Annotated in this window: 25 protein-coding genes; 10 read left to right on the top strand and 15 right to left on the bottom strand. The window is 67.8% G+C overall.

What is annotated here, in order from left to right:
• The first annotated feature begins 24 nt into the window (after positions 1 to 24).
• Complete coding sequence (locus tag ACFQI8_RS13300; RefSeq protein ID WP_390245530.1) at positions 25 to 1,059, top strand: AI-2E family transporter; 1,035 nt, start codon at positions 25 to 27, stop codon at positions 1,057 to 1,059.
• Between the two features lie 11 nt (positions 1,060 to 1,070).
• On the opposite strand, the gene ACFQI8_RS13295 is transcribed toward ACFQI8_RS13300, so the two are convergent.
• Entirely contained in the window at positions 1,071 to 1,847 is a 777-nt protein-coding gene (locus ACFQI8_RS13295) for a sulfurtransferase (RefSeq protein ID WP_390245528.1), read from the bottom strand.
• 251 nt (positions 1,848 to 2,098) lie between these two features.
• Here ACFQI8_RS13295 and ACFQI8_RS13290 point away from each other — a divergent pair, with 251 nt between their 5' ends.
• A complete protein-coding gene (locus tag ACFQI8_RS13290; RefSeq protein ID WP_390245526.1) occupies positions 2,099 to 2,959 on the top strand; it encodes a sulfurtransferase in 861 nt (286 codons plus the stop codon).
• Between the two features lie 52 nt (positions 2,960 to 3,011).
• Here the strand turns inward: ACFQI8_RS13290 and ACFQI8_RS13285 are convergent, their stop codons facing one another.
• Entirely contained in the window at positions 3,012 to 4,454 is a 1,443-nt protein-coding gene (locus ACFQI8_RS13285; RefSeq protein ID WP_390245524.1) for a short-chain fatty acid transporter, read from the bottom strand.
• 186 nt (positions 4,455 to 4,640) lie between these two features.
• Between ACFQI8_RS13285 and ACFQI8_RS13280 the strand changes: the two genes are divergently transcribed.
• The gene (locus ACFQI8_RS13280; protein ID WP_390245522.1) at positions 4,641 to 5,240 is read left to right on the top strand and encodes a transcription antitermination protein; all 600 of its coding nucleotides are present in this window, start codon (positions 4,641 to 4,643) and stop codon (positions 5,238 to 5,240) included.
• Between the two features lie 137 nt (positions 5,241 to 5,377).
• On the opposite strand, the gene ACFQI8_RS13275 is transcribed toward ACFQI8_RS13280, so the two are convergent.
• Entirely contained in the window at positions 5,378 to 5,647 is a 270-nt protein-coding gene (locus ACFQI8_RS13275) for a DUF7553 family protein (protein WP_390245520.1), read from the bottom strand.
• A gap of 88 nt (positions 5,648 to 5,735) precedes the next feature.
• Between ACFQI8_RS13275 and uvrB the strand changes: the two genes are divergently transcribed.
• From uvrB to ACFQI8_RS13255, 4 genes are all read left to right on the top strand, one after another.
• Complete coding sequence (gene uvrB, locus ACFQI8_RS13270; protein ID WP_390245518.1) at positions 5,736 to 7,832, top strand: excinuclease ABC subunit UvrB; 2,097 nt, start codon at positions 5,736 to 5,738, stop codon at positions 7,830 to 7,832.
• A 6-nt stretch (positions 7,833 to 7,838) separates the two neighbouring features.
• Positions 7,839 to 8,258: an NUDIX hydrolase gene (locus tag ACFQI8_RS13265; RefSeq protein WP_390245516.1), complete on the top strand. Its 420-nt coding sequence runs from the start codon at positions 7,839 to 7,841 to the stop codon at positions 8,256 to 8,258.
• Positions 8,259 to 8,666: 408 nt separating this feature from the next.
• Positions 8,667 to 9,752, top strand: coding sequence for a TSUP family transporter (locus ACFQI8_RS13260; protein ID WP_390245514.1), 1,086 nt, complete (start codon positions 8,667 to 8,669; stop codon positions 9,750 to 9,752).
• A 68-nt stretch (positions 9,753 to 9,820) separates the two neighbouring features.
• Positions 9,821 to 10,261 (top strand): universal stress protein, encoded by a 441-nt coding sequence (locus ACFQI8_RS13255; protein ID WP_390245512.1) that lies wholly within the window; start codon positions 9,821 to 9,823, stop codon positions 10,259 to 10,261.
• Positions 10,262 to 10,282: 21 nt separating this feature from the next.
• Here the strand turns inward: ACFQI8_RS13255 and ACFQI8_RS13250 are convergent, their stop codons facing one another.
• Complete coding sequence (locus ACFQI8_RS13250; RefSeq protein WP_390245510.1) at positions 10,283 to 10,777, bottom strand: acyl-CoA thioesterase; 495 nt, start codon at positions 10,775 to 10,777, stop codon at positions 10,283 to 10,285.
• A 451-nt stretch (positions 10,778 to 11,228) separates the two neighbouring features.
• A complete protein-coding gene (locus tag ACFQI8_RS13245) occupies positions 11,229 to 12,434 on the bottom strand; it encodes an SPFH domain-containing protein (protein ID WP_390245508.1) in 1,206 nt (401 codons plus the stop codon).
• 92 nt (positions 12,435 to 12,526) lie between these two features.
• Here ACFQI8_RS13245 and ACFQI8_RS13240 point away from each other — a divergent pair, with 92 nt between their 5' ends.
• On the top strand, positions 12,527 to 12,721 hold the full coding sequence (locus tag ACFQI8_RS13240; RefSeq protein WP_006600854.1) for a DUF7554 family protein: 195 nt from the start codon (positions 12,527 to 12,529) through the stop codon (positions 12,719 to 12,721).
• 55 nt (positions 12,722 to 12,776) lie between these two features.
• Entirely contained in the window at positions 12,777 to 13,274 is a 498-nt protein-coding gene (locus ACFQI8_RS13235) for a 2'-5' RNA ligase family protein (RefSeq protein ID WP_390245506.1), read from the top strand.
• Positions 13,275 to 13,354: 80 nt separating this feature from the next.
• On the opposite strand, the gene ACFQI8_RS13230 is transcribed toward ACFQI8_RS13235, so the two are convergent.
• Positions 13,355 to 14,731, bottom strand: a complete 1,377-nt coding sequence (locus ACFQI8_RS13230; protein ID WP_390245504.1) for a cytochrome P450 — start codon at positions 14,729 to 14,731, stop codon at positions 13,355 to 13,357.
• A gap of 79 nt (positions 14,732 to 14,810) precedes the next feature.
• The gene (locus ACFQI8_RS13225) at positions 14,811 to 17,015 is read right to left on the bottom strand and encodes an ATP-dependent DNA helicase (RefSeq protein ID WP_390245502.1); all 2,205 of its coding nucleotides are present in this window, start codon (positions 17,013 to 17,015) and stop codon (positions 14,811 to 14,813) included.
• A gap of 147 nt (positions 17,016 to 17,162) precedes the next feature.
• On the opposite strand from ACFQI8_RS13225, the gene ACFQI8_RS13220 reads away from it, so the two are divergent.
• Positions 17,163 to 17,633, top strand: coding sequence for a DUF6789 family protein (locus ACFQI8_RS13220; protein WP_390245500.1), 471 nt, complete (start codon positions 17,163 to 17,165; stop codon positions 17,631 to 17,633).
• 37 nt (positions 17,634 to 17,670) lie between these two features.
• Here the strand turns inward: ACFQI8_RS13220 and argF are convergent, their stop codons facing one another.
• From argF to argH, 8 genes are all read right to left on the bottom strand, one after another.
• Positions 17,671 to 18,567: an ornithine carbamoyltransferase gene (gene argF / locus ACFQI8_RS13215; RefSeq protein WP_390245498.1), complete on the bottom strand. Its 897-nt coding sequence runs from the start codon at positions 18,565 to 18,567 to the stop codon at positions 17,671 to 17,673.
• Between the two features lie 71 nt (positions 18,568 to 18,638).
• On the bottom strand, positions 18,639 to 19,781 hold the full coding sequence (locus ACFQI8_RS13210) for a [LysW]-lysine hydrolase (protein WP_390245496.1): 1,143 nt from the start codon (positions 19,779 to 19,781) through the stop codon (positions 18,639 to 18,641).
• The gene (locus tag ACFQI8_RS13205; protein ID WP_390245495.1) at positions 19,778 to 20,914 is read right to left on the bottom strand and encodes an aspartate aminotransferase family protein; all 1,137 of its coding nucleotides are present in this window, start codon (positions 20,912 to 20,914) and stop codon (positions 19,778 to 19,780) included. The genes ACFQI8_RS13210 and ACFQI8_RS13205 overlap by 4 nt, the downstream gene beginning before the upstream one ends.
• Complete coding sequence (locus ACFQI8_RS13200; protein ID WP_390245493.1) at positions 20,911 to 21,894, bottom strand: acetylglutamate/acetylaminoadipate kinase; 984 nt, start codon at positions 21,892 to 21,894, stop codon at positions 20,911 to 20,913. The genes ACFQI8_RS13205 and ACFQI8_RS13200 overlap by 4 nt, the downstream gene beginning before the upstream one ends.
• Positions 21,895 to 21,948: 54 nt before the next feature.
• Positions 21,949 to 22,992 carry an N-acetyl-gamma-glutamyl-phosphate reductase gene (gene argC / locus ACFQI8_RS13195; protein WP_390245492.1) on the bottom strand — a complete coding sequence of 348 codons (1,044 nt, stop codon included), beginning with the start codon at positions 22,990 to 22,992 and terminating at the stop codon, positions 21,949 to 21,951.
• Positions 22,989 to 23,864: a lysine biosynthesis protein LysX gene (lysX, locus tag ACFQI8_RS13190; protein WP_390245489.1), complete on the bottom strand. Its 876-nt coding sequence runs from the start codon at positions 23,862 to 23,864 to the stop codon at positions 22,989 to 22,991. The genes argC and lysX overlap by 4 nt, the downstream gene beginning before the upstream one ends.
• A 1-nt stretch (position 23,865) precedes the next feature.
• A complete protein-coding gene (lysW, locus tag ACFQI8_RS13185) occupies positions 23,866 to 24,045 on the bottom strand; it encodes a lysine biosynthesis protein LysW (RefSeq protein WP_004968787.1) in 180 nt (59 codons plus the stop codon).
• A gap of 278 nt (positions 24,046 to 24,323) precedes the next feature.
• On the bottom strand, positions 24,324 to 25,790 hold the full coding sequence (gene argH / locus ACFQI8_RS13180; RefSeq protein ID WP_390245487.1) for an argininosuccinate lyase: 1,467 nt from the start codon (positions 25,788 to 25,790) through the stop codon (positions 24,324 to 24,326).

Raw genomic sequence — 25,790 nt, 5'->3', positions numbered from 1 at the left:
CACTTTGCGGGAGTATCATAGGAGATGACTGCTTCTCGTCCGTACGTCTTCGGCGGTGTGCTCGCCCTTTTTGCGCTCCTCGCGGCGGTCATGCTCGCGGACGTGCTGGGGACGGTGTTTTTCGCCATCACCGTCGCCTACCTGCTCGTCCCGCTCAGGCGAGGCCTCGAGGCGCGTAGGGCCTCCCGCTGGGTCGCCAGCCTCGCCGCCACCGTCGTCGCGGCGGTCGGCGTCGTCGTCGTGCTCGCGCCGCTCGTCGTCATCCTCTTTCTCCGGCTGAGCGACATCCTCGACCTCGCGGCGCTCCTCCCCGACGCGGTGACCGTGGAGTTCCTCGGGATGGTCGAGATGGTGACGCTGGACGAGGTGGTCGCGGTCGGCCTCGGCTTGCTCCAGTCGGTCGGCCGCGCCGCCGCCACCGCCGCGCCCGTGGTGCTCATCAAACTCACCCTGTTCGGCTTCCTCGTGTTCGCGCTCCTCCTCAGCGGCGACGCCGTCGGGCGGACGCTCCTCGCGTTGGTCCCGACCGACTACCGGGACGCGGCGACGGCGCTCAACGAGCGGGCCCGCGAGACGCTGTTCGCCATCTACGTCCTGCAGGCGGCGACCGCCGTCGGCACGTTCGCCATCGGGCTCGTCGTCTTCTGGGCGCTCGGCTACGACTACGTCGTCACGCTCGCGACGGTCGCGGCCGTCCTCCAGTTCATCCCCATCGTCGGCCCGAGCGTCCTGCTCGCGGCGATGGCGGCCTACCACGTCGCCGTCGGCGACCTCGTCGCCGCCGCGCTCGTCGTCGCCGTCGGCGGGTTCGCGGTCGCGTGGCTCCCGGACATCCTGATTCGCCCGCGACTCGCCAAGGAGACCGCCGACCTGCCGGGGAGCCTCTACTTCGTCGGCTTCGTCGGCGGCCTGCTCAGCCTCGGTCCGGTCGGCATCATCGCCGGCCCGCTCGTCGTCGCGCTCCTCGCGGAGTCCGTGGACCTGCTCGGCGCGGAGTTACGCGTCGATGGCGGCGGGGGCGAGGAGGCCGCAGGCGACGACCCGGTCGAGACTCCCTGACCGCGCGCTCGTCAGCCCTCGACGACCGCGCCGTCGCGGGCCTCCCACTCGGTGAGACTGCCCTCGTAGAACGCCACGTCGTCGTAGCCGAGGTGCGAGAGCACGACGTAGGTGTGGCTGATGCGCCGGGCGGTGTTGCAGTAGAGGACGACCCGCCGGTCCGCGGTGACGCCCGCGGCGTCCAGAATCGAGTCGAGTTCGTCCCGCGGTTTCAGCCCGCGCGTCTCGTCGTCGACGAGTTCGCGCCAGTCGAGATTGACCGCGCCGGGGAGGTGGCCCTCCTCGTACTCCGCGGGGTCCCGGGTGTCCACGATGACGGTCTCGGGGTCGTCGAGCGCGGCCTCGACCGCCTCGAAGTCCACGAGCGGCGTCTCGGCCGGGTCGGTTATCTCGTAGACCGCCCCCGCGACCTCGGTCGCCTCCGTCGTCGTCTCGCGCTCGCGGTTCCACGCGCTGAAGTCGCCGTCGAGGAGGTGGAGCCTGTCGGAGTCGTGCCCGTAGAGGAGCGCGGTCACGAGAAAGCGGGCGGCGAACACGCCGTGGGTGTCGTCGTAGGCGACCACGTCGTCGTCGGCGGCGACGCCCGCGCCAGACAGGAGGTCGGCCCACGCGTCGCGGCCGGGGAGCATCCCCACGTCGCCGTCGGCGCTCCGGAATCTGTCGAACGGTATCGAGACCGCGCCGGGGAGGTGCCCGATGCCGTCGAACTCCCAGCCGTCGCGCACGTCCACGACGCGCACGTCGCCGAGTCGGTCCGCGAGCCAATCCGAAGAGACCACATCTACCATGTCCCCACGTTTCCGGGCCGCGGATTTAGGTCCGCCCCTCCTCGCACCCCTCGCCACGTGTCCGGGGTAGCGGATGTTATTGCTGGTTCAGTCGGATACCGGACTCAGACAGCGCGTGATGTCCGTTCTCCGAGCCGCTTTCGCCGTCTCTCGGGGCATGCTAAGGATAATATTGCCGCATCACCCGAGGTCAGGCCGTACATGCCGTCGCTGTGAGAGTTATGGGCCTCCCTGTTGTATGGGGAAACGCGATGTCAAACTCCGATTACGCGAAGGACGTACTCGTCTCTGCGGACTGGGTGGAAGACCACCTCGACGAGTTCCAGAGCGACGACGCGGCGTACCGACTCGTCGAAGTGGACGTGGACACCGAGGCGTACGACGAGAGTCACGCCCCCGGTGCCATCGGGTTCAACTGGGAGTCCCAACTGCAGGACCAGACGACCCGCGACGTGTTGACCAAGGAGGACTTCGAGGAGCTCCTCGGCTCGCACGGCATCTCCGAGGACTCCACGGTCGTCCTCTACGGCGACAACTCCAACTGGTTCGCCGCCTACACCTACTGGCAGTTCAAGTACTACGGCCACGAGGACGTTCACCTCATGAACGGCGGCCGCGACTACTGGGTCGACAACGACTATCCGACGTCCGACGACGTCCCGTCCTTCCCGGAGCAAGACTACAGCGCCAAGGGCCCCTTCGAGGACATCCGCGCGTACCGCGACGACGTCGAGAAGGCGGTCGACAAGGGCCTTCCCCTCGTCGACGTTCGCTCGCCCGAAGAGTTCTCCGGCGAGATTCTCGCGCCCCCGGGACTGCAGGAGACCGCCCAGCGCGGCGGCCACATCCCCGGCGCGAGCAACATCTCGTGGGCCGCGACCGTCAACGACGACGGCACGTTCAAGTCCGCCGACGAACTCCGCGAGCTCTACGCGGACCAGGGCATCGAAGGCGACGAGTCCACCATCGCCTACTGCCGCATCGGCGAGCGGTCGTCCATCGCGTGGTTCGCCCTTCACGAACTCCTCGGCTACGAGAACGTCACCAACTACGACGGCTCGTGGACGGAGTGGGGCAACCTCGTCGGCGCGCCCGTCGAAAAGGGTAACTGAGCCGCCTCGCCTCGGTTCGAGTCGAACCCGACTGTACGGTTCTTTTTGCGGTTTACATCGGGAGGACGCTGATGCCGACGGCGACGAGCACGCCCGCGCCGAGAAGCACCATCACGCAGTAGCCCATGATATCGCGGACCGACAGGCCGCTGATGGAGAGAAGCGGGATGGCCCAGAAGGGCTGAATCATGTTGGTCCACGCGTCGCCCCACGAGGCGGCGACGGCGACCCGCGGGATGGACTCGCCGGACGCCTTCGCGGCCGTGACGAGCGTCTCGCCGATGACGGCCCACTCGCCCCCACCGGAGGGGACGAAGAAGTTCACGAGTCCGGCGGTGAAGAAGGCAAACGCCGGGAGCGTCCCGTCGGGCGCGACGGCGACCATGCCCTGTGCGATCTGCGTGGCGAGGCTGACCGAGCCCTCCGGCGCGTAGGCCATGATGCCCATGATGCCCGCGTAGAAGGGGAACTGGAGGATGATGCCCCAGACGTTCTCGACGGCCTCGACGATGGCCTCGATGTACGCCTTGGGCGTCCCGTGGAACAGCAGGCCGAGAAAGAGGAAGCCGAAGTTGACGATGTTCAGGTTGAGGTTGTTCCACGGCATCGTCCCGCTCTGAATGCCCTCCCAGAAGTACAGGGCGACCGCGAGCAGGCCGACGACGCCGATTGCCACGCCGATGCCGAGCGAGTGCTCGATGCGCGTCGCGAGCGAGGCGTCGTCGGGGACGGCCGTGGAGGCCCACCCGCCGCTCGCCTGCTCGCCGCCGTCGGTCGCCGCCTCGAACTCCGCGGGGTCGATGGGCGTCTTCTTCGTCTCGTCGGTCGGGTACATGAGCGCGAACAGCGCCGGCAGGAAGAGGAAGCCGACCGCGACGACCAACACGAGGTTGGCGACCGTGAAGATGGTCCCGCCGGTGCCGAACGTCGCGTCGAGGATGCCCGCCTCGATGAGGAAGTTATCCCCGGTGTTCAACAACAGCGGAATCGACCCCGCGAGGCCGCCGTGCCAGACGACGAACCCGGAGTACGCGCCGGCGACGACGATGGGGAAGTCGATGCCGCGCATCTCGGTCGCTATCTTCCGGGCGAAAAGCGCCCCGACGACGAGGCCCAGCCCCCAGTGGACGAACGACGCCGCGGCGGCGACGACCGGCACCATCGCGGCCGCGCCGCGCTCCGTGTTCGGGACGCGTGCGAGCCGCGTCAGGAGCCGGTCTACCGGCTTCGTCTGCGCGAGCGCGTAGCCCGTCATCAGGATGAGCGTCATCTGCATCCCGAACGAAAGCAGGTTCCAGAAGCCGCCGTACCAGCCGTCGAGAAGCAGGTTCCCGGCGTGTCCGACGACGCCGGTCCCCTCGCCCGGCGCGACCGATACCAGCGCCAGCACGAACGCCACGCCCGTCAGAATGATAGCGAACAGGAACGCGTCGGGGAGGTACTGCTCGACCAGTTTCGAACTGCGCTCCGCCGCCTGCCTGATAGCATTTGTCATAGCCCGAGTTAGTTCATGATAATACGATATATAATGTTTAATATTCGAGAGAGTTCGACTCGGGAAAATGTCACGAACCGGTCGTCCCGGCGGCCGACTCGTCGGCTGTCTCCGCGGCCGTCGCAGACTCGCGCCGGACTCGCCGCCGCCGATGGGTACAAACCCGAGACGGACATACGGAGCCGTATGACCGAACTCCTCGACACCCTCCGCGACGACCACGAGACGCCGCTTTCCCGACTCGGCTCCTCGAAGGCGCTGTACGCCGTCACCGGCGGCGAGATGGACGGCGACGCGGTCCGCGCGGCCGCCGCCGCCGAGGCCGCCGCCGCCGCCGACCTGTTCGACTGGTGGGCCGACGACGAACCGAACGACGAGGCCGCCGCGCTCTTTTCCGACCTCGCCGACACCGCCCGCGAGCACGCCGAGACCGTCGGTGCGGAGTCGGACGGGTCGAAGCCGAACGTTTACGACGTACTCGCCGAGTTCGAGACGACCGACGGCCGCCTCGGCGGCGCGCTCGCCCGCGCGCTCGTGTCGCTGAAGACCGTCGAGCAGATGGTCGGCTTCTTCGTCGGCGACGCGGATCCCATGGCCGCCAACGACTTCCGCACGCTCAAGTCCGACCTCAACGACCAACTCGACGCGCTCGACGACGCCGTTTCCGACCTCGTCGAAGATGACGCCGTCGCCCGCGAGGCCGCCGACGCGGTGGTCGAAGCCGCCTACGACGAGTACGTCGAGACGCTCGAAAGCATGGGCGTCAAGCCGAAGAACGTCTGCTAACCCACGTTTTCATATTCGGGGTCGCGGAGCGACCCACTCGGCGCGAAATCCCTCTTCGTTCACCACGTACCGACGGCGTCGACTCGGAGTGTAACGGGTGAGTTCCAGTAGAAACGAAGGGGTCTGTCAGCCGGTCGTCAGACGCCGGGGACGCCCTTGCGGTATTCGAGGACCTCGCTTCGGGCCTCGCGGACCGTCTCGGCGACGTCGCCGTCGAGGGCTTCGGCGAGGTCGTGGAGGACCGTCATGTGACGGGCGAGTCGCCCGTGGTCCGGTCCCTGCTCGCGCGTCGCCAGCTTCGCCAGCTGGTCGGACTGTTCGTAGAGTCGCTCCTGTACGTCGCCGTCGGCCGCCTCGGCGGCCTCCTTGAGCAGGTTGCTCGCGCGTTCGAGTTCGGCTCGGGCCATACAGGAACGTTCGACAGCCCGCCCCAAAACCGTTCCTCCGGCGACAAGCACCGCCTCGCTCAAGTACGCCGCGACCCAAGGACCGGCAATGAGCGAGTCCGGTCCCCTGTCCGCCGACAGACCCGACGCAGACCGCGAATTCCGCGTCGACGCCCCCTTCGACCCCGCGGGCGACCAGCCCGAGGCCATCGAGGCGCTGGCCCGCGGCTTCCGCGAGGGTGCTGACGTACAGACTCTGCTCGGTGTCACCGGCTCCGGCAAGACCAACACGGTCTCGTGGGTGGTCGAGGAGATTCAGAAGCCGACGCTCGTCCTCGCGCACAACAAGACGCTCGCCGCCCAGTTGTACGAGGAGTTCAAGGGGCTGTTTCCCGACAACGCCGTCGAGTACTTCGTCTCCTACTACGACTACTACCAGCCCGAGGCGTACATCGAACAGACCGACACCTACATCGACAAGGACATGTCGATAAACGAGGAAATCGACCGGCTCCGGCACTCCGCGACCCGGTCGCTTCTCACCCGCGACGACGTCATCGTCGTCGCCTCGGTGTCGGCCATCTACGGCCTCGGCGACCCGAAGAACTACACCGACCTGTCCCTCCGACTGGAGGTCGGCCAGCAGATGGACCGCGACGAACTGCTCGGCGCGCTCGTCGGCCTCAACTACGAGCGCAACGACGTGGACTTCCGGCAGGGCACGTTCCGCGTCCGCGGCGACACCGTCGAGGTGTTCCCGATGTACGGCCGCTACGCCGTCCGCATCGAGTTCTGGGGCGACGAAATCGACCGGATGCTGAAGCTCGACCCGCTGGCGGGCGAGGTGAAGTCGTCGGAGCCGGCGGTGCTCGTCCACCCGGCGGAACACTACTCCATCCCCGAAGAACAGCTCGAAGGAGCCATCTCGGAAATCGAGGAGCTGATGGAACAGCGGGTGAAGCAGTTCCAGCGACAGGGCGACCTCGTTGCCGCCCAGCGCATCGAAGAACGGACCACGTTCGACATCGAGATGCTCCGCGAGACGGGCCACTGCTCGGGCATCGAGAACTACTCGGTCCACTTCTCGGACCGCGAACCCGGCGACGCGCCCTACACGCTCCTCGACTACTTCCCCGATGACTTCCTCACGGTCATCGACGAGTCGCACGTCACGCTCCCGCAGATCAAGGGCCAGTACGCCGGCGACAAGTCCCGAAAGGACTCGCTTGTCGAAAACGGTTTCCGCCTGCCGACGGCCTACGACAACCGCCCGCTCACCTTCGAGGAGTTCGAAGAGACCGTCGGGCAGGCGCTTTTCGTCTCGGCGACGCCCGGCGACTACGAGCGCGAGCACTCCGACCAGACCGTCGAGCAAATCGTCCGGCCGACCCACCTCGTGGACCCGAGAGTCGAGGTGACGGAGGCGACCGGGCAGGTCGACGACCTGATGGCCCGCATCGACGAGCGCATCGACCGCGACGAGCGCGTGCTCGTCACGACGCTTACGAAGCGGATGGCCGAGGACCTCACCGAGTACTTGGAGGAGGCCGGCGTCGACGTGGCCTACATGCACGACGAGACCGACACGCTCGAACGCCACGAACTCATCCGGTCGCTCCGCCTCGGCGACATCGACGTGCTCGTCGGCATCAACCTCCTCCGGGAGGGCCTCGACATCCCCGAGGTCTCGCTGGTCGCTATCCTCGACGCCGACCAGCAGGGCTTCCTGCGCTCGGAGACCACGCTCGTCCAGACGATGGGCCGCGCCGCCCGCAACGTCAACGGCGAGGTCGTGCTCTACGCCGACGAGATGACCGACGCGATGGAGGCCGCCATCTCCGAGACCCAGCGCCGCCGCCGCATCCAACAGGAGTTCAACGAGGAACACGGCCACACGCCGACGACCATCGAAAAAGAGGTCGGCGAGACGAACCTGCCGGGGAGCAAGACCGACACCCGCGGCGTCTCCGACGACGCCCCCGCCGACGCCGACGAGGCGGTCGAACAGATCGCCTTCCTCGAAGACCGGATGCAGGAGGCCGCCGACAACCTCGAATTCGAACTCGCCGCCGACATCCGCGACCGCATTCAGTCGCTCCGCCGCGAGTTCGACGTGGACGCGCTCGAAGACGGCGTCGCCCCCGAGTACCCCGACGAGCACGACGGCGCGGGCGACGACGGCCTGACGCCGCCGGACGAGTTCTGACCGGCCGTGTCTCAACCGCCAACCCTGACGTTCGCGGCCGGCGGGCTTCTCCGCCGCGACGACGGCCGACTCTGTCTCGTCCACCGGCCGCGCTACGACGACTGGTCGCTCCCGAAGGGGAAACTCGAACCCGGCGAGACGCTGGTCGAGACCGCCGTCAGGGAAGTCCGCGAGGAGACGCGCTGTGACGTCGACTGCGGTCGGTTCGCCGGGCGCTACGAGTACCGCGTCCCCGACGACGCGGGGACGCCGGGCGGGCCGAAAGGCGTGTTCGTCTGGCATATGCGCGTCGCCGACGAGCGCCCGTTCGAACCGGACGACGAGGTGGACGCGCGCCGGTGGCTCACCCCGGTCGAAGCCCTCGAACGGCTCACCTACGAGACCGAACGGGCGCTGGTCAGCCGGGCATTCGAACTCAACGAGTGAACACAGATTTTGGATAGAAACACATGTTACTGGTTTTTCGACGCGCGTCGGTGTGTGGAACGTACCCAAAATCACCGGGTGACATCAAGATTTATTAGACCGTCCTCGCTATGCCCGTTCCACCGTGATCCGCACCTCGGCGGACGAGCCTGCAACCCACACCGTTCACCACGCCTACCCCAACGGAGGCATTACCTGAATGGTCCGCGGATTCGAACACTCCGTGCTCGACAGTTCGGGCGACCACCGCACGCCGGTCCTCCCGGCGTGCGACACGGTCGCATCCCCGGGAGACGGTGAACGCGCGCGGGTCGGTGCCGCTGATGACTCGGCGAACGGGCTGTTTTCGACGTGCTACTCGACGCGAGTGCACGCGAACGCTACTGCGTACTGACAACAACGAGAACCATGAGCTCTCAGTCTCTCAGTCACGTCCAGAAGTCGTTCCTGAAGTACCAACATATCCTCGTGTTCATCGCTCCCCTGCTGTTCCTCGTTTCGGTGCTTACCATGGCACCGACGCCGTCGGGTGCAGGCATGGAGTACTGGCTCCAGTACTGGTGGCTGTTCCCGGTGTTCCTCACCGGCGCGACCATCGTGAACACGGTCGGAATCAGCGGGTCGGCGCTCTTCGTCCCGTTTCTCATCTTCATCTTCCCCATCTTCGCACACCCGCTCGACTCGTCGACGCTGGTGAAGGTGGGCCTCATCAGCGAGGCGTTCGGCCTCTCCAGTTCGGCCGTCGCCTTCATCCAGTACGGTCTCGTCGACCGTCGACTGGCGCTGACGCTCGTCGGCGGGTCGATTCCGTTCGTCGTCGGCGGCGCGCTCCTGTCGTTCGTCATCCCCGACGTGGTCTTCCACGCACTGCTCGGCATCGCACTGCTCGCCGCGTCGTACCTGCTTTTCACCGCCGACCTCGGTCACGAGGACCACGGCTCGTCGGACTCCGACCACGCCGCGGCCACCGACGGCGGTACCGTCTCCGCGAGCCTCCCCAACGACCCCGGTAAGCTCGGCCCCGCGGGCGTCGACACGGCCGACGACGGCACCGTCACCCGCGTCGACCGCGACGGCGACGACTACACCTACACCCGCGGCGGCTACCTGCGTCGCTTCGCCAACTACAGCGTCGGCGGGATGTTCCAGGGCCTCGCCGGCTTCGGTATCGGCGAACTCGGCATCATCTCGATGCTCGGCACGAAAGTCCCCGTCCGCGTCGCCATCGGTACGAACCACATCGTCGTCGCGCTGACCGCCGTCTTGGCGTCGCTGGTCCACGTCTTCGGCGGCGGCCTCGTCGGCGGCCACTCGCTGAGCCTCGCGACGACGCCGTGGAACATGGTCGTGTTCACCGTCCCCGCGACGGTCCTCGGCGGCCAAATCGCTCCCTACGTATCGAACGCGCTGGAGACCAGCGTCATCAAGAACTTCGTCGGCGTCCTCTTCGCCGTCATCTCGCTGGCGCTGTTCCTGATGGCACTGGGTATCTAACGGCTCACGACCACCCGAACCACCCCACTGGCACCACTTTCACAGTCCTCGGCTCTGAACTCTCACCCATGTACGACCACATCCTGCTTCCGACCGACGGCAGTGACGCGACCGACGCGACCATCGAGCACGCGGCGACTCTCGCGGAGACCTACGGCGCGACGGTCCACGTGCTGTCGGTGGCCGACTCGCGCAACCGCTTCGAATCGCCCTCGGCCGGCATCGCGCCGGACGTGTGGGAGAAGTCCGAACTCGAACGCGCCGAGTCCGCGGCCGACGCCGCAATCGAGGCGCTTCCCGACGCCGTCGAGACCGAACGAACCGTCGTGGAGGGCGTCCCGCACTCGACTATCGTCGACTACGCCGCCGACGGCGACATCGACCTCGTCGTGATGGCGACCCACGGCCGCACCGGTCTCGACCACTACCTCGTCGGCTCCGTCACCGAGCGCGTCGTCCGGCAGTCCGACGCGCCGGTGTTGACCGTCCGCGCGGTGGACGAAGCATAACCTGCCCGCGAGCGGGCGGCTCTACTCGGACTCTTCTGCCAGCGCGGCGCGGTGCTCGCGGCGCTTCTGGAGCGCCGAGTCGCGCAGTTCGCGCTCCTCTCGGGAGTCGCAGACGAGGTCAGGCACGGGAATCGGCTTCTCGTCGTCGCCGAGCGCGACGAAGGTGAAAAAGGAGGTGATGGTCTCGCGACGGTCGCCCTCGCTGGGCCGCTCGGCCGTCACGTCCACCTTGATGTCCATGCTGGTGCGACCGGTATCGAAGACGTACGCCTCGACGGTCACCACGTCGCCCACGTCGATGGGCGCGAGGAAGTCCACGTGGTCCATCGACGCCGTGACCACCTGCCGCTCGGCGAAGCGCCGACCGGCGATGGCCCCGCAGACGTCCATCCACTCCAGAATCCGCCCCCCGAGGGCGCGCCCGAGGTTGTTCGTGTCGTTGGGCATCAGAATCTCGCTCATCTCGGCCCGAGACGCCGACAGCGACCGCGTCCCGACCGACGACTGCTGTTGCATACCACACGGTCCGTGACGAGTAGGGTTAAATTATTCTACGTCGTGAAAAATAGAAATAAAGGCGATTAATCGCTCGGATTGGCTGGTTTGGCGGGTCGCTCGGCGTTTCAACGACCTAAATCATTAATAGTGACTATCTCGTTCACTACGATGTCTGCGCGAACCGCAGACCGGTGGTGGGACGCCGACGCCCGTCTCTCGCCCGTGTTCGGGGGACCGTTCGCGACTGTTCGGACGCTCGTTCGACCGGACGAAGACGGAAAATCAGCCGCGACCCGGAGTCGACGCACCGAGTGGTCTCCCGTCTCACGTCCGCCTCGCGCCTCGCCGAACCGCGACGGCCGGACGACGGGACTCACGTCGGTCGCCCCCGCAGACCGACCACGACGCTGTACCAGACCTCCGGCGCGTCTGCCGGGTTCACGGCCGATTCGCGTATCAGACTTTTCGCTCACTCGACGCGTTCAGTCTCGACGCCGCCGTCTTCGATTTCGATGTCGACGGCGTCCGCGGAGATGTCCGCCGTCTCGATGCCGTCTAACTCACCGAGTATCTCGGCGATGTCGTCGAGGCCGAGGAGTTCGCGGGTCTCCTCGTCGAACGCCTTGCTTTCGAGTCCCGCGGCCTGCTGTACGTCGGAACCGCTCAGTCCCTTCCCGTAGCGACCGAGAAGCGACGTGAGCTCCTGCGGTAGCACGTACGTCGTCGACGGCGAGGTGCCGATGTTCCCCAGCGTCTCCATGCCCTTGTCGATGATGGCGCGTTCGCCCATCGACTCCGCCGCGCGGGCCCGAAGCACCGTCGAGATGGCGTCGCCCTGCGCTTCGAGAATCTGCGACTGCTTTTCGCCCTGCGCGCGGATGATGTTCGACTGCTTGTCCCCCTCCGCTTTCTCGACGGCGGAGCGGCGCTCGCCCTGCGCTTCGAGAATCATGGCGCGGCGGCGGCGCTCGGCGGAGGTCTGCTGTTCCATCGCCTGCTGGACGTCCTTCGAGGGCTTCACCTCGCGGACCTCGACGGACTCCACGCGGACGCCCCACTCGTCGGTCGGCTCGTCGAGTTCCCGGCGGATGCGCGCGTTGATGTGGTCGCGTCGCGCCAGCGTGTCGTCGAGTTCCATGTCGCCGAGGGCGGCCCGGAGCGTCGTCTGTGCGAGCAACGAGACGGCCCGGCGGTAGTTGTCGACCTGCAGGAAGGCGCGTTCGGGGTCCATCACGCGGATGTAGACGACGGCGTCGGCCGTGACCGGCGAGTTGTCCTCCGTGATGGCCTCTTGGGAGGGCACGTCCAGCGTCTGGGTCCGCATGTCGAAGCGGTAGGTCTTCGAGACGAACGGCGGGACGACGTTCAGCCCCGGTTCGAGAATCCCCTTATAGTCGCCGAACACCGTGAGCGTCCGCTTTTCGTACGCCTGCACGACTTCGACCGCGTCGTACACCGCGGCGACCGCGAGCGCGAGGGCGACGTAGCCCGCGAGCGTCAGCGGCGTGACGGGGAAGACGACGACCGCGAGGCCGAAGACGACCACCGCGACCGCGAGGGGACCGAGCCACCGCGGGATTCGACCGGGCTCGCTGTCGACTCGCTCCGCGCCCGACGACGAGGCCGACGACCCCGACGCGGAGAGCCGCCCGAGTTGGTAGAACAGGCTGTCCATGGTGGAGAGTGACACCGAGGCGGAATAAAGCTACCCGGCCATCCCCCCACCCGGCCACCAGCTATTTGTCCGCGAACGCCCCACGCCCCCGTATGCGAACGAACCGCGGCCGAATCGACGTGGAGGACCTGCTGAAAATCATCCTCCTGCTCGTCCTCGTCTGGCTCGTCCTCGAAATCATCGGCGAGGTGCTCGGGCTGTTCGGCGCGTTGCTCGGCCCGCTCCAGCCGCTTTTGGGCCTCGTCGTCGCGGTGCTCATCGTCCTCTGGCTCCTCGACCGAATCTAACCGCCCTCCGCGGCGACGACGATACGCCTTTGTGTCTCTCCCGTGAGACACGGGCGTGTACAGTCTGAACGTCCCGGTTCCGGGGCGGGTCGCCCGCCTCGCGTCCGACCTGTTTCCGTACCTCGCGCCGTTCGACCGGGTTCGCGACCGGCACACGCTCGTCTGCAAGCGGTTCGAAGACGCCGACCTCGACCGCCTGCGCGAACAGTTGCGGCGCGCGCTCGCCGGTCAACCGGCGTTCGAGGCCCGCGTGACCGACATCCGGTTCTTCGAGGAACCGCCTCGCGGGGCCGCGCCGGTCGTCTACCTCGCGGTCGAGAGCCCCGGCCTCCTCGACCTGCACCGCGCGCTCGCCGACGAGTTCGGCGCTATCGAGGGTATCGAGGGCGACGACTACGTCCCGCACGTCACGCTCGCCCGCGGCGGGAGCGTCGCCGACGCCCGCGCGGTCGCGAGCCAGCCGCTCGACCCCGTCGAGTGGACCGTCTCACAGCTCGACGTCTACGACTCGTCGTTCCGCGAGACCGCCGGCTCGATTTCGCTCCCGGCCTGACCGCGAGGCCCTGACGGTCGTTGGAGATTCGACTGTCGTCGTCGCCGCCGGCGGCGCGCAGACCACCGTCCGCCCGTCCGTCACTCTCGCGCCCGGAGTCGCATCCCCATCGGCTCTTCGGGGTGCATCGTCAGCGACCCGCGGAGCGAGAACGGCTCGTCGCGGACGTAGTCGAGTTCGTACCGCTGGGCGACGGTGCCGAGGATGAGCCGCCCTTCGAGGAGCGAGAGGTGTTTGCCGATGCAGTGGCGCGGTCCCCCGCCGAACGGGAAGTACGCGAAGCGCGGGCGCTCGCCGGTCCGGGAGGGTGCCCAGCGGTCCGGGTCGAACTCCAACGGGTCGTCCCACCAGCGCTCCGACCGGTGGACGACCCACTGCGGGAGCATGATGGCCGACCCCGCGGGGACGCGGTAGCCGCCGAGGCGAACGTCCACCTTCGGCTCGCGGAACATGACGTACACCGGCGGGTACAGCCGCATCGCCTCGTTCAGCACGCGCTCGGTGTACTCCAGTTTTCGCACGTCCTCGAACGTCGGCGTCCGCCCGCCGAGCACCTCGTCCAGTTCGCGGTGGAGCTTCGCCTCCGCCTCGGGGTGTTGCGAGAGCAGGTACCACGCGTACGTCAGCGTCAGCGCCGTCGTGTCGTGGCCCGCGAGGAGCATCGTCATCAGCTCGTCGCGGAGGTTCTGTTCGGTCTGCTCGCCCTCGTCGTAGGCGCGGAGCAGAATCGAAAGCAGGTCCATCGGCCGGTCGTCGTCCGTCGCGCCGGCCGGCACCGACGACGCCGGCGTCTCGCCGTACTCGGTCCCGCGGCGCTCCTCGACGATGTCCCAGACGAGCGATTCGAGTTCCGACAGCGCCTCTTTGTACTCGCGGTTCTCCCGGGTCGGTGCCCAGTCGGGCGTCAGGAACCGAAGCGGGTCGGGTTCGAACCGCGCGCCGAGCGGTTCGAGGTTCTCCTGTACCCGCCGGATGCGCTCGTCGTCGAGGTCGGTGCCGAACATGGCGTCGACGATTATCTCGACGGTCAACCGCGCCATCTCCAACTGCACGTCGACCACGTCGCCGTCGCCCCACGACGACAGCATCGACTCCGTCCGGTCTGTCATCATGCCGGCCATCGTCGAGATGCGCCGCACGTCGAACGCCGGCTGAGCGAGTTGGCGCTGTCTCTTCCACGTCGCGCCCTCGCTCATGAGCAGGCCGTCGCCCAGCAGGTCGCCGATGGCCCTGTCTTGGAACTGCGGCTTTCTGAACTTCGACGCCTCGCTCACGAGCACGGTCTCGACGTCCGCCGGGTTCGTGAGCATGTACGTGTCGAGCGGGCCGAGGTCGAAGTGAACCACGTCGCCGTAGGCGTCCGCGACGGCCGTCAGGAACGTAAACGGGTCGCGGGCGTACTGTCTGCTCGCGCCGAACAACGGGAGGCCCTTCGGTCCGGGAGGAGTCGCACTCATCAGGGTTGTGTTGGTTCGAACAGGGAAGAACCACACGGCGGTCGCCGTCGCCGTTGCGCCGACTACGAGCCCGACCCGCTCAGGGTCGCGGCGGGCCGCCGTCGTAGGCGTCGCGGTCGCTGTAGAAGTTCAGCATCGCGAACTTGAGTTTGTTCGGCGCGATGTCGACCATCTCGGCGCGCTCTTCGACCGGGAACGACCCGCGGACGCCGTACTTCCCCATGGACGAACTCTCGCGGGTGTAGCGCTTGTCGGCCAGTACGCGGACGCCGAAGTCGTCGGGCGCGCGGATGACCCGGCCGAGCGCCTGCCTGGTCTTCCGAATCGTCGGAATCTCGACGGCGTAGCGCCAGCCGGCGTCCTTCTTGCCGCGGTAGGCGCGGTCGTAGGCGTCCTGTACCGCCTCCAGCCGCTCGGAGAGATGCGGGTAGGGCACGCCGACGACCACGACCGTTCGGGCGTCGTCGCCATCGAAGCTCACGCCCTCGGCGAGCGTCCCCCACAGCGAGGTGAGAAGCACCGCGCCGTCCTTGCCGACGAACTCGCGGCGCATCTCCTCGGCGCGGACGCCCGGCTCGTCCAAGAACAGCTCCGCATCGACGTCCGGGTTCGCCCGCAGGCGCTCGTGGTGGCGCTCCGCCTCGGCGTACGACGGGAAGAACACGAGCGTGTTGCCCGGCGTGAAGGCGGCCGCGTCCGCGAGCATCCCCTCGATGGTCTCCTGCGTCCCGGGGTCGTCGCGCTCCGAGGAGAACAGCGCGGGCAGTGAGACCGAGAACGTCCGGCGGTTCTCCTCGGGGTATTCGAGGCCGTAGGCCATCGTCACCGGGTTTTTGAGCCCGAGTGCACCCTCCATCACGTCGAACGGGCGGAGCGTCGCCGACATCAGGATGCTCGCGTGGACCTCCTCGAACAGCTCTTTGGTGACCTCTCGCGGGATGCAGGTGTACAGCTCGGCGCGGCCGTAAATCTCGTCGGTGCCGCCGTCGCGGCGGACCGACAGCATCGGGCGGCGGCCGAGTTCGCCGCCCATCTCCGTCCAGTCGGCGATGAAGTTCGCCGCCTGGAGCGTCTGGCACTCCTTGCGCGTCGTCGCCTCGCCGTTCTTGTACGCGTCTTCGTACTGCTCGTCCAACTGCTTGCCCAACTGGAGGGCGAGTTCGACCTCCACGTCGATGCCGCGACCCTCGTAGGACTGCAGGAACTCCATCGTCAGGTCGTCCCGGCGGCCCTGATTGGCGATTGAGAGGTCGTACCAGTTCTCGCCGACCTGCTCGCGCTCGCCGAAGCCGAACGCCTCCTCGTAGCTGTCGCGAAGCGCGTCGAGGAACGTCCCGATGACGTTGCGGGCGCTCTCGGCCCGCGAGTCGTCTGCGTCTTCCAGCTCGTTCATCGCGCTTTCGAGCGTGTTCTCGGTGAGCGCCCGACTCGCGTGGTCGCGGGCCGCGCTCTCGATGTTGTGCGCCTCGTCGAACACCGTAATCACGTCGTCGGGGTCGCGGTCCAACCACCGGAAGAACTGCTCGCGTATCATCGGGTCGAGCAGGTGGTGGTAGTTGCAGACGACGAGGTCGATGCCCTCCATGCCCTCCTTGAGCAGTTCGTAGCCGCAGAGGTTCTGTCTCCCCGCGTACTCGAAAATCTCGTCGGGCGTTCGCACGTCGTCGAACAGCCACTCGAAGAACTCGTCTGTGTTCCGCGCGAGGTTGTTGTAGTAGTGCTCGCAGTAGTTGCCCTCTTTCAACTCCGCCAGTTCGTCGTCGAGGGCGTCGAGTTCGTCCGTGACGGCGCTCCGCGCGTCGGCCGCGCCGGACTCGCCTTCGCGCATCCCGTCGAGGAGCGCCTGCGCCTGCTCGGAGAGTTCGGCCTTGTCGGACTCTTTTTCGACGATGCTCCGGGTCGTATCGCGGAGGGTCTGACACTCCTGAAAGCCCACGTCGATGTGGCACATCGAGGACTTCCCGCGGAACACCACCGCGCGGATGGCCTCCTCTCTGGTGATGGCGCGGGCGTCCTCGACGAACTGGCGCATCTGCTGGTGGACGTTCGTCGTGATGACGACCGTCTTGTCGTGCTCGCGGGCGTACGAGAGCGCGGGCACGAGCGCGGAGATGGTCTTCCCGGTCCCGGTCGCCCCTTCGAGGAGGACGTTCCGCTCGTCGTCGAGCGCGTCGGCGATGCCGGACATCGCCGCCTCCTGATTGGGGTACGGCTCGTCGTACGGGAAGAACCGCCACGCTCCGTCCGCGTCGCCGTCGTCGGGTGCGCCGTTGGCGTGGGCCACGGGAGAATCTCGGCCGCCATCCGATTAAAAGGCTCGGAGCCCCCGATACCGCCGGACTCGACAGGTCCGGTATAACGGTACCCCCGCGGTGCGGCGGTGCCGCCCGTCCGAGAGAGCGTTATCATGATACGTGTTGGCACGTTAACCATGGCCTCTGAAACAGCCACGACACGACTCGAATCGACGACGACCGCCTCCTGGCGCGCCGGCGTCGCCGCCGGCTCGCTCGCCGCCGTCGTCATGGGTGCGATGATGGTCGTCCAGATGCGGCCGGTCCTCGAAGTCGCCATTCCCTCGATGTACGGCTTGACGGGTGGGACCGCCGGCTTCACCATCCACGTCGCCCACGGTGCGATTCTCGGCGTCGCGTTCGCCGGCCTCGCGAGCGCCCTCCACTTCGACCTCGACCGCTCGCTCAGGTCGCTCGGGGCGGGCGTCGGCTACGGCGTCGTCCTCTGGGCCGTCCTCGCCGTCGTCGCCATGCCCGTGTGGCTCGGCGCGGTCGGCTCGCCAGCGAACCCGCCGCTCCCGAACGTGAACGTGACGAGCCTCGTCGGCCACGTCGTCTACGGAGCCGTCCTCGGGGCGTCGTACCCCATGCTCGACGGCGTCCTCTGAGAAGCTGAAAAGCGCGGCGACCGCCGCAGACCCGACTCTATTCGAGCAGTTCGACGATGAGTCCCTTCTGGGCGTGCAGGCGGTTCTCCGCCTGGTCCCAGACGAGCGAGCGCTCGCCTTCGAGCACGTCGCCGGTAATCTCCTCGCCGCGGTGGGCCGGCAGGCAGTGCATGACCTTCGCGTCGGTGCCCGAAAGCAGGTCCTCGTTGAGCTGGAACCCCTCGAACGCCTGTAGTTTCTCGTGGCGCTGGTCCTCCTGACCCATCGAAATCCACACGTCGGTGTAGACCACGTCCGCGTCCGCGACGGCCTCCTCGGGGTCGGTCGTAATCGTCGGCGTCGAGCCGAGTTCGGCGGCCTTCTCGAGCACGTCGTCGTCGACGCCGTACTCAGGCGGCGTCGCCACGGTGAGGTCGATGCCGGCCATCGCACAGCCGAGGACGAACGACTGGCCGACGTTGTTGCCGTCGCCGACCCACGCCGCGGACACCTCGTCGAAGTCGCCGACGTGCTCGCGGATGGTGAGCAGGTCGGCGAGCGTCTGGCAGGGGTGGGCGTCGTCCGTCAGGCCGTTGATGACCGGCGCGTCGGAGTGCTCCGCGATTTCGAGCAGGTCCTCGTGGTCGAACAGGCGGACCATGATGGCGTCGCCGTACCGACCCAGCACGCGCGCGGTGTCAGAAAGCGGCTCGCCGTGGCCGAGTTGGATGTCCTCGGGGCCGAGGAACAGCGCGTGGCCGCCCAGTTCGGTCATCCCCGTCTCGAAGGAGACACGCGTCCGGGTACTCGGCTTCTCGAAGAGCATCGCCAGCGTCGCTCGGGTGAGTTGCGTCTCGTCGTCGCCGGACTTGATGTCGGCGGCGCGGGTGAGGACGCGGTCTAACTCCGATGCGCTGATGTCGTCGATGTCGGTGAAATGGGTGGTTTCGAGCATTGTGTCGTGTGTCGTGTCTCCGTGTCGGTTCGTCGTCTCGGTCTTCGGCCGTCGCCGCCGCTCGGCTCGGCTCAGTCGTCGGCCAGCCGCTCGCACACGTCGACGAGCACGTCGATGGCGCTGTCGAACTCGGCGAGGTCGAGGTGTTCGTTCGGGGCGTGGTCGAGGTCGGAGTCGCCGGGGCCGTAGGTCGCCATCGGGCAGTCCCACGTGCCGGCGAAGATGTTCATGTCGCTGGTCCCGGTCTTGCGGAGGAGTCGGGGCTTCACGCCGCCGACGTTGCGGATGGCGACGCGGAACGCCCGCGCCACGTCGGTGCGGGGGCTCATCATGACCGGCGGGATAGGTTTGTTCCAGTGGACGCCGCCGCGGGTGAGTTCGCCCTCCGCGACCTCGCGCACGTCGTCGATGGTGAGCCGCGGCGGGACGCGGAACTGCACGTCCACCGTCGCCTCGACCGCGAGGCCGTCGTCGGTCGGGCCGCCGTCGAACGTCACGGGCTTGGTCGTCACCGTGTCGAAGACGCCGTCGCGCTCCTCGTCGAAGAAGTCGGCCACGCGGGACCACCACGCGACCGCGGACTGGATGGCGTTCTCCTCGGGGCGCGAGGAGTGGCCCAGTTCGCTCGTCGAGATGTACGTCCCGGAGAGGAACCCGCGGTAACCGAGGGTGACGCCGTCCCAACCCGAGGGCTCGCCGTTGACGACCGCGCCGGGCTCCTCGCGGTTTTCCACGAGATGCCACGCGCCGCGCGAGGAGGTCTCCTCGCCGACGACGCCGACGAACGAGACGCCCGTCTCGACGGCCGCCGCGGCCATCGAACAGAGCGGTCCCGTCGCGTCGACACTGCCGCGACCCCAGAGGACGCCGTCTTCTATCTTCACCGGCACGTCGCCGGGGACGGTGTCGATGTGGGAGGTGAGAAGCACCGCGTCGTCGGCCGGCGCGCGGACGTTACCGATCTCGTCTATCCACACCTCGCGGTCGTGCGCCTCGAAGAACGCCCGCAGGACCTCGGCGGCCGCCTCCTCGTCGCCCGACACCGAGGGCGTCGAGACCATGTCGTAGAGGAGGCGGCGCGCGTCGGCCCACTCGCCCTCGTCGAGGGCGTCGGTCCCGTCGTCGGAGACGGCGCTCGCGTCGGCCTCGGCGTCGGCCGCTCCCTCCGTCTCCACGTCTGTTTCGTCGTCTTCGCGGTCGATTTCGGCGTTCATGATAACACGTTCGTCATGGCATCGACCGCGCGGTCGGCGTGCTCCTCCTCGATGACCAGCGGCGGCAGGAACCGGACGACCGTCCGACCCGCGGGGAGCGCGAGCAACTGCTCGGACAGCGCGAGGTGCTTCAGCGTGCGGTTCGCGCCGCGTTTGACTTCGACGCCGACCATGAGGCCGTCGCCGCGGACCTCGCGGACCGGCAGGTCGTGTTCCTCGACGGCGGCTTCGAGTTCCGTCGTGAGGTAGTCGCCCACCGCGGCCGCGTGGCCGGGCAGGTCCTGCTCGACGACGGTGTCGAGGGTGGCGTTCGCCGCCGCACAGACCACGGGACCGCCGGAGAACGTCGAGCCGTGCGAGGCCGCGCCGTCCGCAATCCAGTCGGCACAGAGCGTCGCGCCGAGCGGCAGGCCGTTGGCGATGCCCTTCGCGCTCGTGAGGATGTCGGGGACGACGCCGGCGTTCTCGCAGGCCCACAGCGACCCGGTGCGACCGATGCCGGTCTGAATCTCGTCGAAGACGAGCGCGGCACCCGCGTCGTCGGTCAGGTCGCGGGCGGTCTGGAGATATTCGGCCGTCGCGGGGTTGATGCCGCCTTCGCCCTGAATGGGCTCTAAGAACACGGCGGCCGTCTCGTCGTCGACGGCCTCGGCGAGTTCTTCTTCGTCGCCGTAGCTGACGAACTCGACGCCGCCGGCCACCGGCTCGTAGGGCTTTTTGTACTTCTGTTTCCACGTCAGCGCGAGGCTCCCGAGGGTGCGACCGTGGAACGCGCGCTTCGTGGCGACGATTTTCTGGCGGCCGGTCGCGGAGCGAGCGAACTTCATCGCCGCCTCGTTGGCCTCGGTGCCGGAGTTACAGAGCCAGACGTTCGAGATGTCGCCGGGCGCGAGCGTCGCCAGCTTCTCGTACAGTTCCGTGCGGACCTCGACGGGGTACGACGCCTGCACGTAGGTCAGCTTCGCGGCCTGTTCCTGAATCGCGGCGGTGACCGCGGGGTGGGAGTGGCCGAGCGCGGCGACGGCGTAGCTCGCGCCGAAGTCGAGGTATTCGGTGCCGTCGTCGGCGTAGAGGTACGGCCCCTCGCCGGACTCGATGGCGATGGGTTTCTCGTTGAAGACGAAGCCGCTCATTGTCCGGCCTCCTCCGTTTCGACCAGCGCGCCGGGCGTCACGTGCGTGCCGCCGCCGTTGAGCGCCGTCACGATGGGGTTGTTCAGGTTCGCGTCGGAGACGACGACCTCGGCGGCCCCGCCGTCGAGCGCCTCCTCCGCGGCCATGACCTTCTTCGTCATGAACCCTTCAGCGGCCGATTCGAGCGCCGAGAACTCCTCGGGCGTGTCGGCCGTCTCGATGAGCGTGGACTCGTCGTCGGGGTCGGCGTAGACGCCCTTCACGTCGGTGAGGACGACGAGTTTCGCGCCGAGCGCGCCCGCGACCGCGGCGGCGGCGCGGTCGGCGTCCGCGTTGACCGCCACGCCGTCGTCGGCGAGCATCGGAACGGTCACGATGGGCGTGTAACCGCCGTCGAGGAGCGTTTCGAGGAGCGTCGCGTTCACCGCGGTAATCTTCCCGGAGTGGTCGCCGCGCTTAATTTTCTTCTTGCCGTCTTCGACGACGCGGACGGCCGACTTGCGCGGGCCGGTCAGGAGGCCGCCGTCGACCCCTGAGAGACCGAGCGCGTCGACGCCCGCCTCGCGGAACAGCGCGGTCAGGTCCGTGTTGAGCTTGCCGGGCATCACCATCGAGAAGACCTCCATGGTGCGCTCGTCGGTGAAGCGGCCGGAGACGCCCGAAGGCGACTCGACGTACGTCGGCTCCTCGCCGAGTTCTTCGAGCGTCTCGTCGACGGCGGTCGAGCCGCCGTGGACGACGACCACGTCGGTGCCGTTGGCGACGAGGTGGGCCACGTCGGAGACGGCTCCCTTCGGGTCGACGGCCTTCGCGCCGCCGATTTTGACGACGACCGGCGGCTCGGAACCGCCGTCAGCGCGGAGCGCTGACGAGGTACCGGAATCTCCGATTCCGATACCGCCGTCGGTGAGTAGGTTCGCTTCGTTGTCGACGAGCTGTTCGTGTGCCGCGAGCAGTTCCTCGCGTGTGTATCCTGTCATAGTCGAAATGGTGCGTACATCGTGGGTCGGAGCGAGCGTTCGGGGGCGGTGCGGTCAGGGCGAGCCGACGGGGTGGAAGCCGGTGAAGTCGAGTCCGGCGGTCTCGTCCAGCCCGAGCGCGATGTTGGCGGCGTGGACCGCCTGCCCCGCGGAGCCTTTCATCATGTTGTCGATGGCCGAGAAGACGACGAGTCGTCGGTTTCCGGGGTCGACTTCGAAGCCGACCTCGCCGAAGTTCGTCCCGGCGACCGACTTCGGTTCCGGGTAGCGGTAGACGCCGCCGCCGCCGGCGACGGTGCGCATGAACGGCTCGTCGCCGTAGGAGCCGCGGAACGCTTTCCACATGTCGCCCTTCGAGACGGGGCCGTCGGGGAAGACGTGACAGGTCGCCGCCGCGCCGCGGACCATGTCGACCGCGTGGACGGTAAACGAGACCGACAGGCCGAGGTACTCCTCGATTTCGGCCTCGTGGCGGTGGCCGGTCGGCGCGTAGGGGCGGACGATGCCCGAGCGCTCGGCGTGCGACGACGCCTTGCTCGCGCCCGCGCCGCCCTCCGACGAGCCGACTTTCACGTCCACGACGACCTGCTCGTCGCCGGCGAGGATGCCGGCGTCGAAAAGCGGCTTGAGGCCGAGAATCGTCGCGGTCGCGTTACAGCCGCCCGCGGCGATGAGGTCCGCGCCGGGGAGGTTCTCGCGGTTCAGTTCGGGGAGCGCGTACTCCGACTGTTCGAGGTATTCGGGGCAGACGTGGCCGTCGTACCACTCGTCGTACTGCGCCGCCTCCGAGAGGCGGAAGTCCGCAGAGAGGTCGACGACGGTGTCCGCCGCGTCCTGAAAGGCGTCGATGTGCTCCATCGAGACGCCGTGGGGCGTCGCCGTGAACAGCACGTCGACCGATTCGAGGTCCTCCGGCGAGGTGAAACGGAGGTCGAGGTGACGAAGGTTCGGGTGGACGTGGCCGACGGTCTTGCGCTCGTAGGAGCGACTCGTCGCCTGTTCGACGTCGAAGTTCGGGTGGCCGTCGAGCAGGCGGAGCAGTTCGCCGCCGGTGAAGCCGGAGCCGCCGACGACGCCCGCGGTGAGTTGGTCGCTCACGCCGAGACCTCCGCCAGCGACTGCTCGCCGTCGACCTTGGCTTCGAGCCAGTCGACGACCGTCGCGGGAACGTCCGTCTCGACGGCGTCGTTGAGCGCCTTGAACTCGACGGTGTGGTTGACCTCGTGGACGGTGTACTCGTCACCTGCTTCCATGAGGTCGACGCCGAGCAGGCCGCCGCCGACCGCGTCGGACGCCTGCTTGACGAGTTCCTTCGCGCGGTCGTCGAGTTCGAACTCCTCGACGCTCGCGCCCTTCGCGGCGTTCGTGAGCCAGTGGTCCGACGAGCGGACCATCGCGGCCACGGGCTCGCCGTCGGTGGCGAGCACGCGGATGTCGCGGCCCGGCTTCTCGACGAACTCCTGGATGTAGAACACCTTGTGCTCGTAGTTGCCGAGCGTCGACTTGTGTTCGAGGATGGCCTCGGCGGCCGACTCGGAGTCGATTTTCGCCATCAGGCGACCCCACGAGCCGACGACCGGCTTGAGGACGCAGGGGTAGCCGAACTCCTCGACGATTTCCATCGCCGAGTCGACCGTGAACGCCACTTTCGTGTTCGGCGTAGGGACGCCCGCGTCCGCGAGCGCGAGGCTGTTTTTCGCCTTGTCGGCGCAGATATCGGCGGTCTCGTGGGAGTTGACGACCGGGATTCCGTACGACTGCAGGAAGCGCGTGATGTAGATGCTCCTGCTCGTCGCCAGACAGCGGTCGACCACCACGTCGACTCCGGCGAACGATTCCGGCGGCTCCGTGAGGTCGAACTGCTCGTTCCGAACGTCTATCTTCGTCACCTCGTGGCCGCGGTCGCGAAGCTCGTTGAGAAGCAGCTTCTCGTCGCGGCGAATCCGGGAATAGAGCAGTCCAACGTGCAATTTATTCTCCCCAGTCCTCTTCGAGTTCGGGCGCTTCTTCGAGTGTCACGGGGTCGAGGGAGACGACTTCCAGCTCTGCGCCCGTGGCGGGGCTGTCGATGATTTCACCGACTTCGACGTCGGACGGCAGTTCTATTTCTTCTCCGCTCAGCGGGTCTTCCGCGGTGATGGTGTCGCTCATTACATCCGTGGCTGGTCGACGGACGGTATTAAATCCGTCGAAAATTACGTAGCAAAAAATAACGCAAAGAAGTCTCTAACGGGTGTTGTCTGTCGAATCGGCCGAGAGTGCCTGTCGGCCGAACGACGCGTCGAGCTTGGGTGCCACGCTCACTCGACGCCGGAGACGGGACCGGTCGTCGGACCGGTCGACCCGTCCCCCGCGTCGGGCGTGGTCGTCGTCGCGGCGCGGTCGCTCGCGGTCGTCGGAGCAGTCCCGCGGGCGTCGCGTGTTCGGACTCAGACATAGCTCGAAACCTCCTCGTCGAGCCCCTCGGCGGCCGCCGCGAGCGAGTCGCGGGCGTCGGCGACGGCGGCGGTGTCGTCCGAGAGCTCGTCGCGGGCCGTCGAGAGCGTCGCTTCCACGGCGGCGGGCGCGGGCCCGCCGACCGAATCGCGACTCGCCACGCTCTCGGTCGGGTCAAGCGCGGCTTCGACGGCCTCGGCTGTCACGTGCGTAAAGAGTGACTCACCTAATACGTCCGTAGCGACGGCGTCAAGTGTTGCCACGTCAGGCGTTCCCTCGGAGCGGGCGGCCGCCTCCGCGACGACCTCGTGGGCCGTGCGGAACGGGAGGCCCGCCATCGCCAGCAGGTCCGCCACGCCGGTCGCGGTCGAAAAGCCGTCGCCCGCGGCCGCGACGAGTTCGTCTTCGGGCCACGTCGCCGACGCGACCGCGCCGGCGGCGACCGCGGCCGCCTCGGCCACGTCGTCGACGGTGCGGAACGCGTGTTTGTGGGCGCGCTGGAGGTCGCGGTTGTACGCGCGCGGCAGTCCCTTCAGCGTCGTCAGGAGGCCGGTGAGCTCCCCGACCGCGTCGCCCGCGACGGCGCGGACGAGCTCCATCGTGTCGGGGTTCTTCTTCTGCGGCATGATGGACGAGGTCGACGAGTAGTCGTCCGACAGCTCGACGAGGCCCTTGTTCGAGAATATTACGAGGTCCTCGGCGAGCCCGGAGAGCGTGACCGCGTGGGTCGTGAGCGCCGACAGCGTCTCCGCGAGGAAGTCGCGGGTCGCCGCGGCGTCCATCGAGTTCTCCATCACGCGGTCGAAGCCGAGCAGGTCGGAAACGAGCTCGCGGTTCACGTCAAAGGGCGTGCCCGCGAACGCCGCCGACCCGAGCGGCGACTGGTTGATGCGCTCGTACGCCGAAAGCAGGCGGGCGCAGTCGCGGGCGACCGCCCGCTCGTACGAGAGGAGAAAGTGCGCGACCGTCGTCGGTTGCGCGGGCTGGAGATGCGTGTAGCCGGGCATCACCGTCTCGGTGTGTTCGGCGGCCGTCTCGACGAGCGACTCGCGCAGGGCGAGCGCCGCGTCGAGGGCCGAAAGCACGTCTTCGCGCAGGCGGTAGCGGATGCAGGTCGCCACCTCGTCGTTGCGCGAGCGGGCGGTGTGCATCTTCCCGCCGTCGGGGCCGACGATGTCGATGACGGCGGCTTCGATGGCCTCGTGGACGTCTTCGCCGCCCGAAAGCGCGTCGTGGCCCGCGGCCTCGACCTCGTCCAGCGCGGCGAGAATCTCGCTCGCGACCTCGGACTCGATGATGTCCTGCGACGCGAGCATCACGACGTGTGCCCGGTCGACGGCGAGGTCGGCCTCGAAGATGCGCTCGTCGGCCGCGAGGCTCGACATGAACCCGCGGGCGGGGCCGCCGCTGAAGCGGTCCCGGCGGATGATGCCCTCGGAGTCGCCGTCCTCGCCTGCCAT

It is taken from the genome of Haloferax chudinovii, from assembly GCF_042663345.1.
Classification (GTDB): domain Archaea; phylum Halobacteriota; class Halobacteria; order Halobacteriales; family Haloferacaceae; genus Haloferax; species Haloferax chudinovii.
This window is presented reverse-complemented; position numbering and strand designations above follow the sequence as displayed.

Coding starts and splice junctions, on each gene's coding strand:
- ACFQI8_RS13205 (WP_390245495.1), bottom strand. CDS start 20,914: ATGAGCGGCTTCGTCTTCAACGAGAAACCCATCGCCATCGAGTCCGGC.
- argH (WP_390245487.1), bottom strand. CDS start 25,790: ATGGCAGGCGAGGACGGCGACTCCGAGGGCATCATCCGCCGGGACCGC.
- ACFQI8_RS13210 (WP_390245496.1), bottom strand. CDS start 19,781: ATGAACGCCGAAATCGACCGCGAAGACGACGAAACAGACGTGGAGACG.
- ACFQI8_RS13200 (WP_390245493.1), bottom strand. CDS start 21,894: ATGACAGGATACACACGCGAGGAACTGCTCGCGGCACACGAACAGCTC.
- ACFQI8_RS13300 (WP_390245530.1), top strand. CDS start 25: ATGACTGCTTCTCGTCCGTACGTCTTCGGCGGTGTGCTCGCCCTTTTT.
- ACFQI8_RS13280 (WP_390245522.1), top strand. CDS start 4,641: ATGACCGAACTCCTCGACACCCTCCGCGACGACCACGAGACGCCGCTT.
- argF (WP_390245498.1), bottom strand. CDS start 18,567: ATGCTCGAAACCACCCATTTCACCGACATCGACGACATCAGCGCATCG.
- ACFQI8_RS13285 (WP_390245524.1), bottom strand. CDS start 4,454: ATGACAAATGCTATCAGGCAGGCGGCGGAGCGCAGTTCGAAACTGGTC.
- ACFQI8_RS13275 (WP_390245520.1), bottom strand. CDS start 5,647: ATGGCCCGAGCCGAACTCGAACGCGCGAGCAACCTGCTCAAGGAGGCC.
- ACFQI8_RS13250 (WP_390245510.1), bottom strand. CDS start 10,777: ATGCAACAGCAGTCGTCGGTCGGGACGCGGTCGCTGTCGGCGTCTCGG.
- ACFQI8_RS13290 (WP_390245526.1), top strand. CDS start 2,099: ATGTCAAACTCCGATTACGCGAAGGACGTACTCGTCTCTGCGGACTGG.
- ACFQI8_RS13240 (WP_006600854.1), top strand. CDS start 12,527: ATGCGAACGAACCGCGGCCGAATCGACGTGGAGGACCTGCTGAAAATC.
- ACFQI8_RS13230 (WP_390245504.1), bottom strand. CDS start 14,731: ATGAGTGCGACTCCTCCCGGACCGAAGGGCCTCCCGTTGTTCGGCGCG.
- ACFQI8_RS13255 (WP_390245512.1), top strand. CDS start 9,821: ATGTACGACCACATCCTGCTTCCGACCGACGGCAGTGACGCGACCGAC.
- ACFQI8_RS13220 (WP_390245500.1), top strand. CDS start 17,163: ATGGCCTCTGAAACAGCCACGACACGACTCGAATCGACGACGACCGCC.
- lysW (WP_004968787.1), bottom strand. CDS start 24,045: ATGAGCGACACCATCACCGCGGAAGACCCGCTGAGCGGAGAAGAAATA.
- ACFQI8_RS13295 (WP_390245528.1), bottom strand. CDS start 1,847: ATGGTAGATGTGGTCTCTTCGGATTGGCTCGCGGACCGACTCGGCGAC.
- ACFQI8_RS13260 (WP_390245514.1), top strand. CDS start 8,667: ATGAGCTCTCAGTCTCTCAGTCACGTCCAGAAGTCGTTCCTGAAGTAC.
- ACFQI8_RS13245 (WP_390245508.1), bottom strand. CDS start 12,434: ATGGACAGCCTGTTCTACCAACTCGGGCGGCTCTCCGCGTCGGGGTCG.
- uvrB (WP_390245518.1), top strand. CDS start 5,736: ATGAGCGAGTCCGGTCCCCTGTCCGCCGACAGACCCGACGCAGACCGC.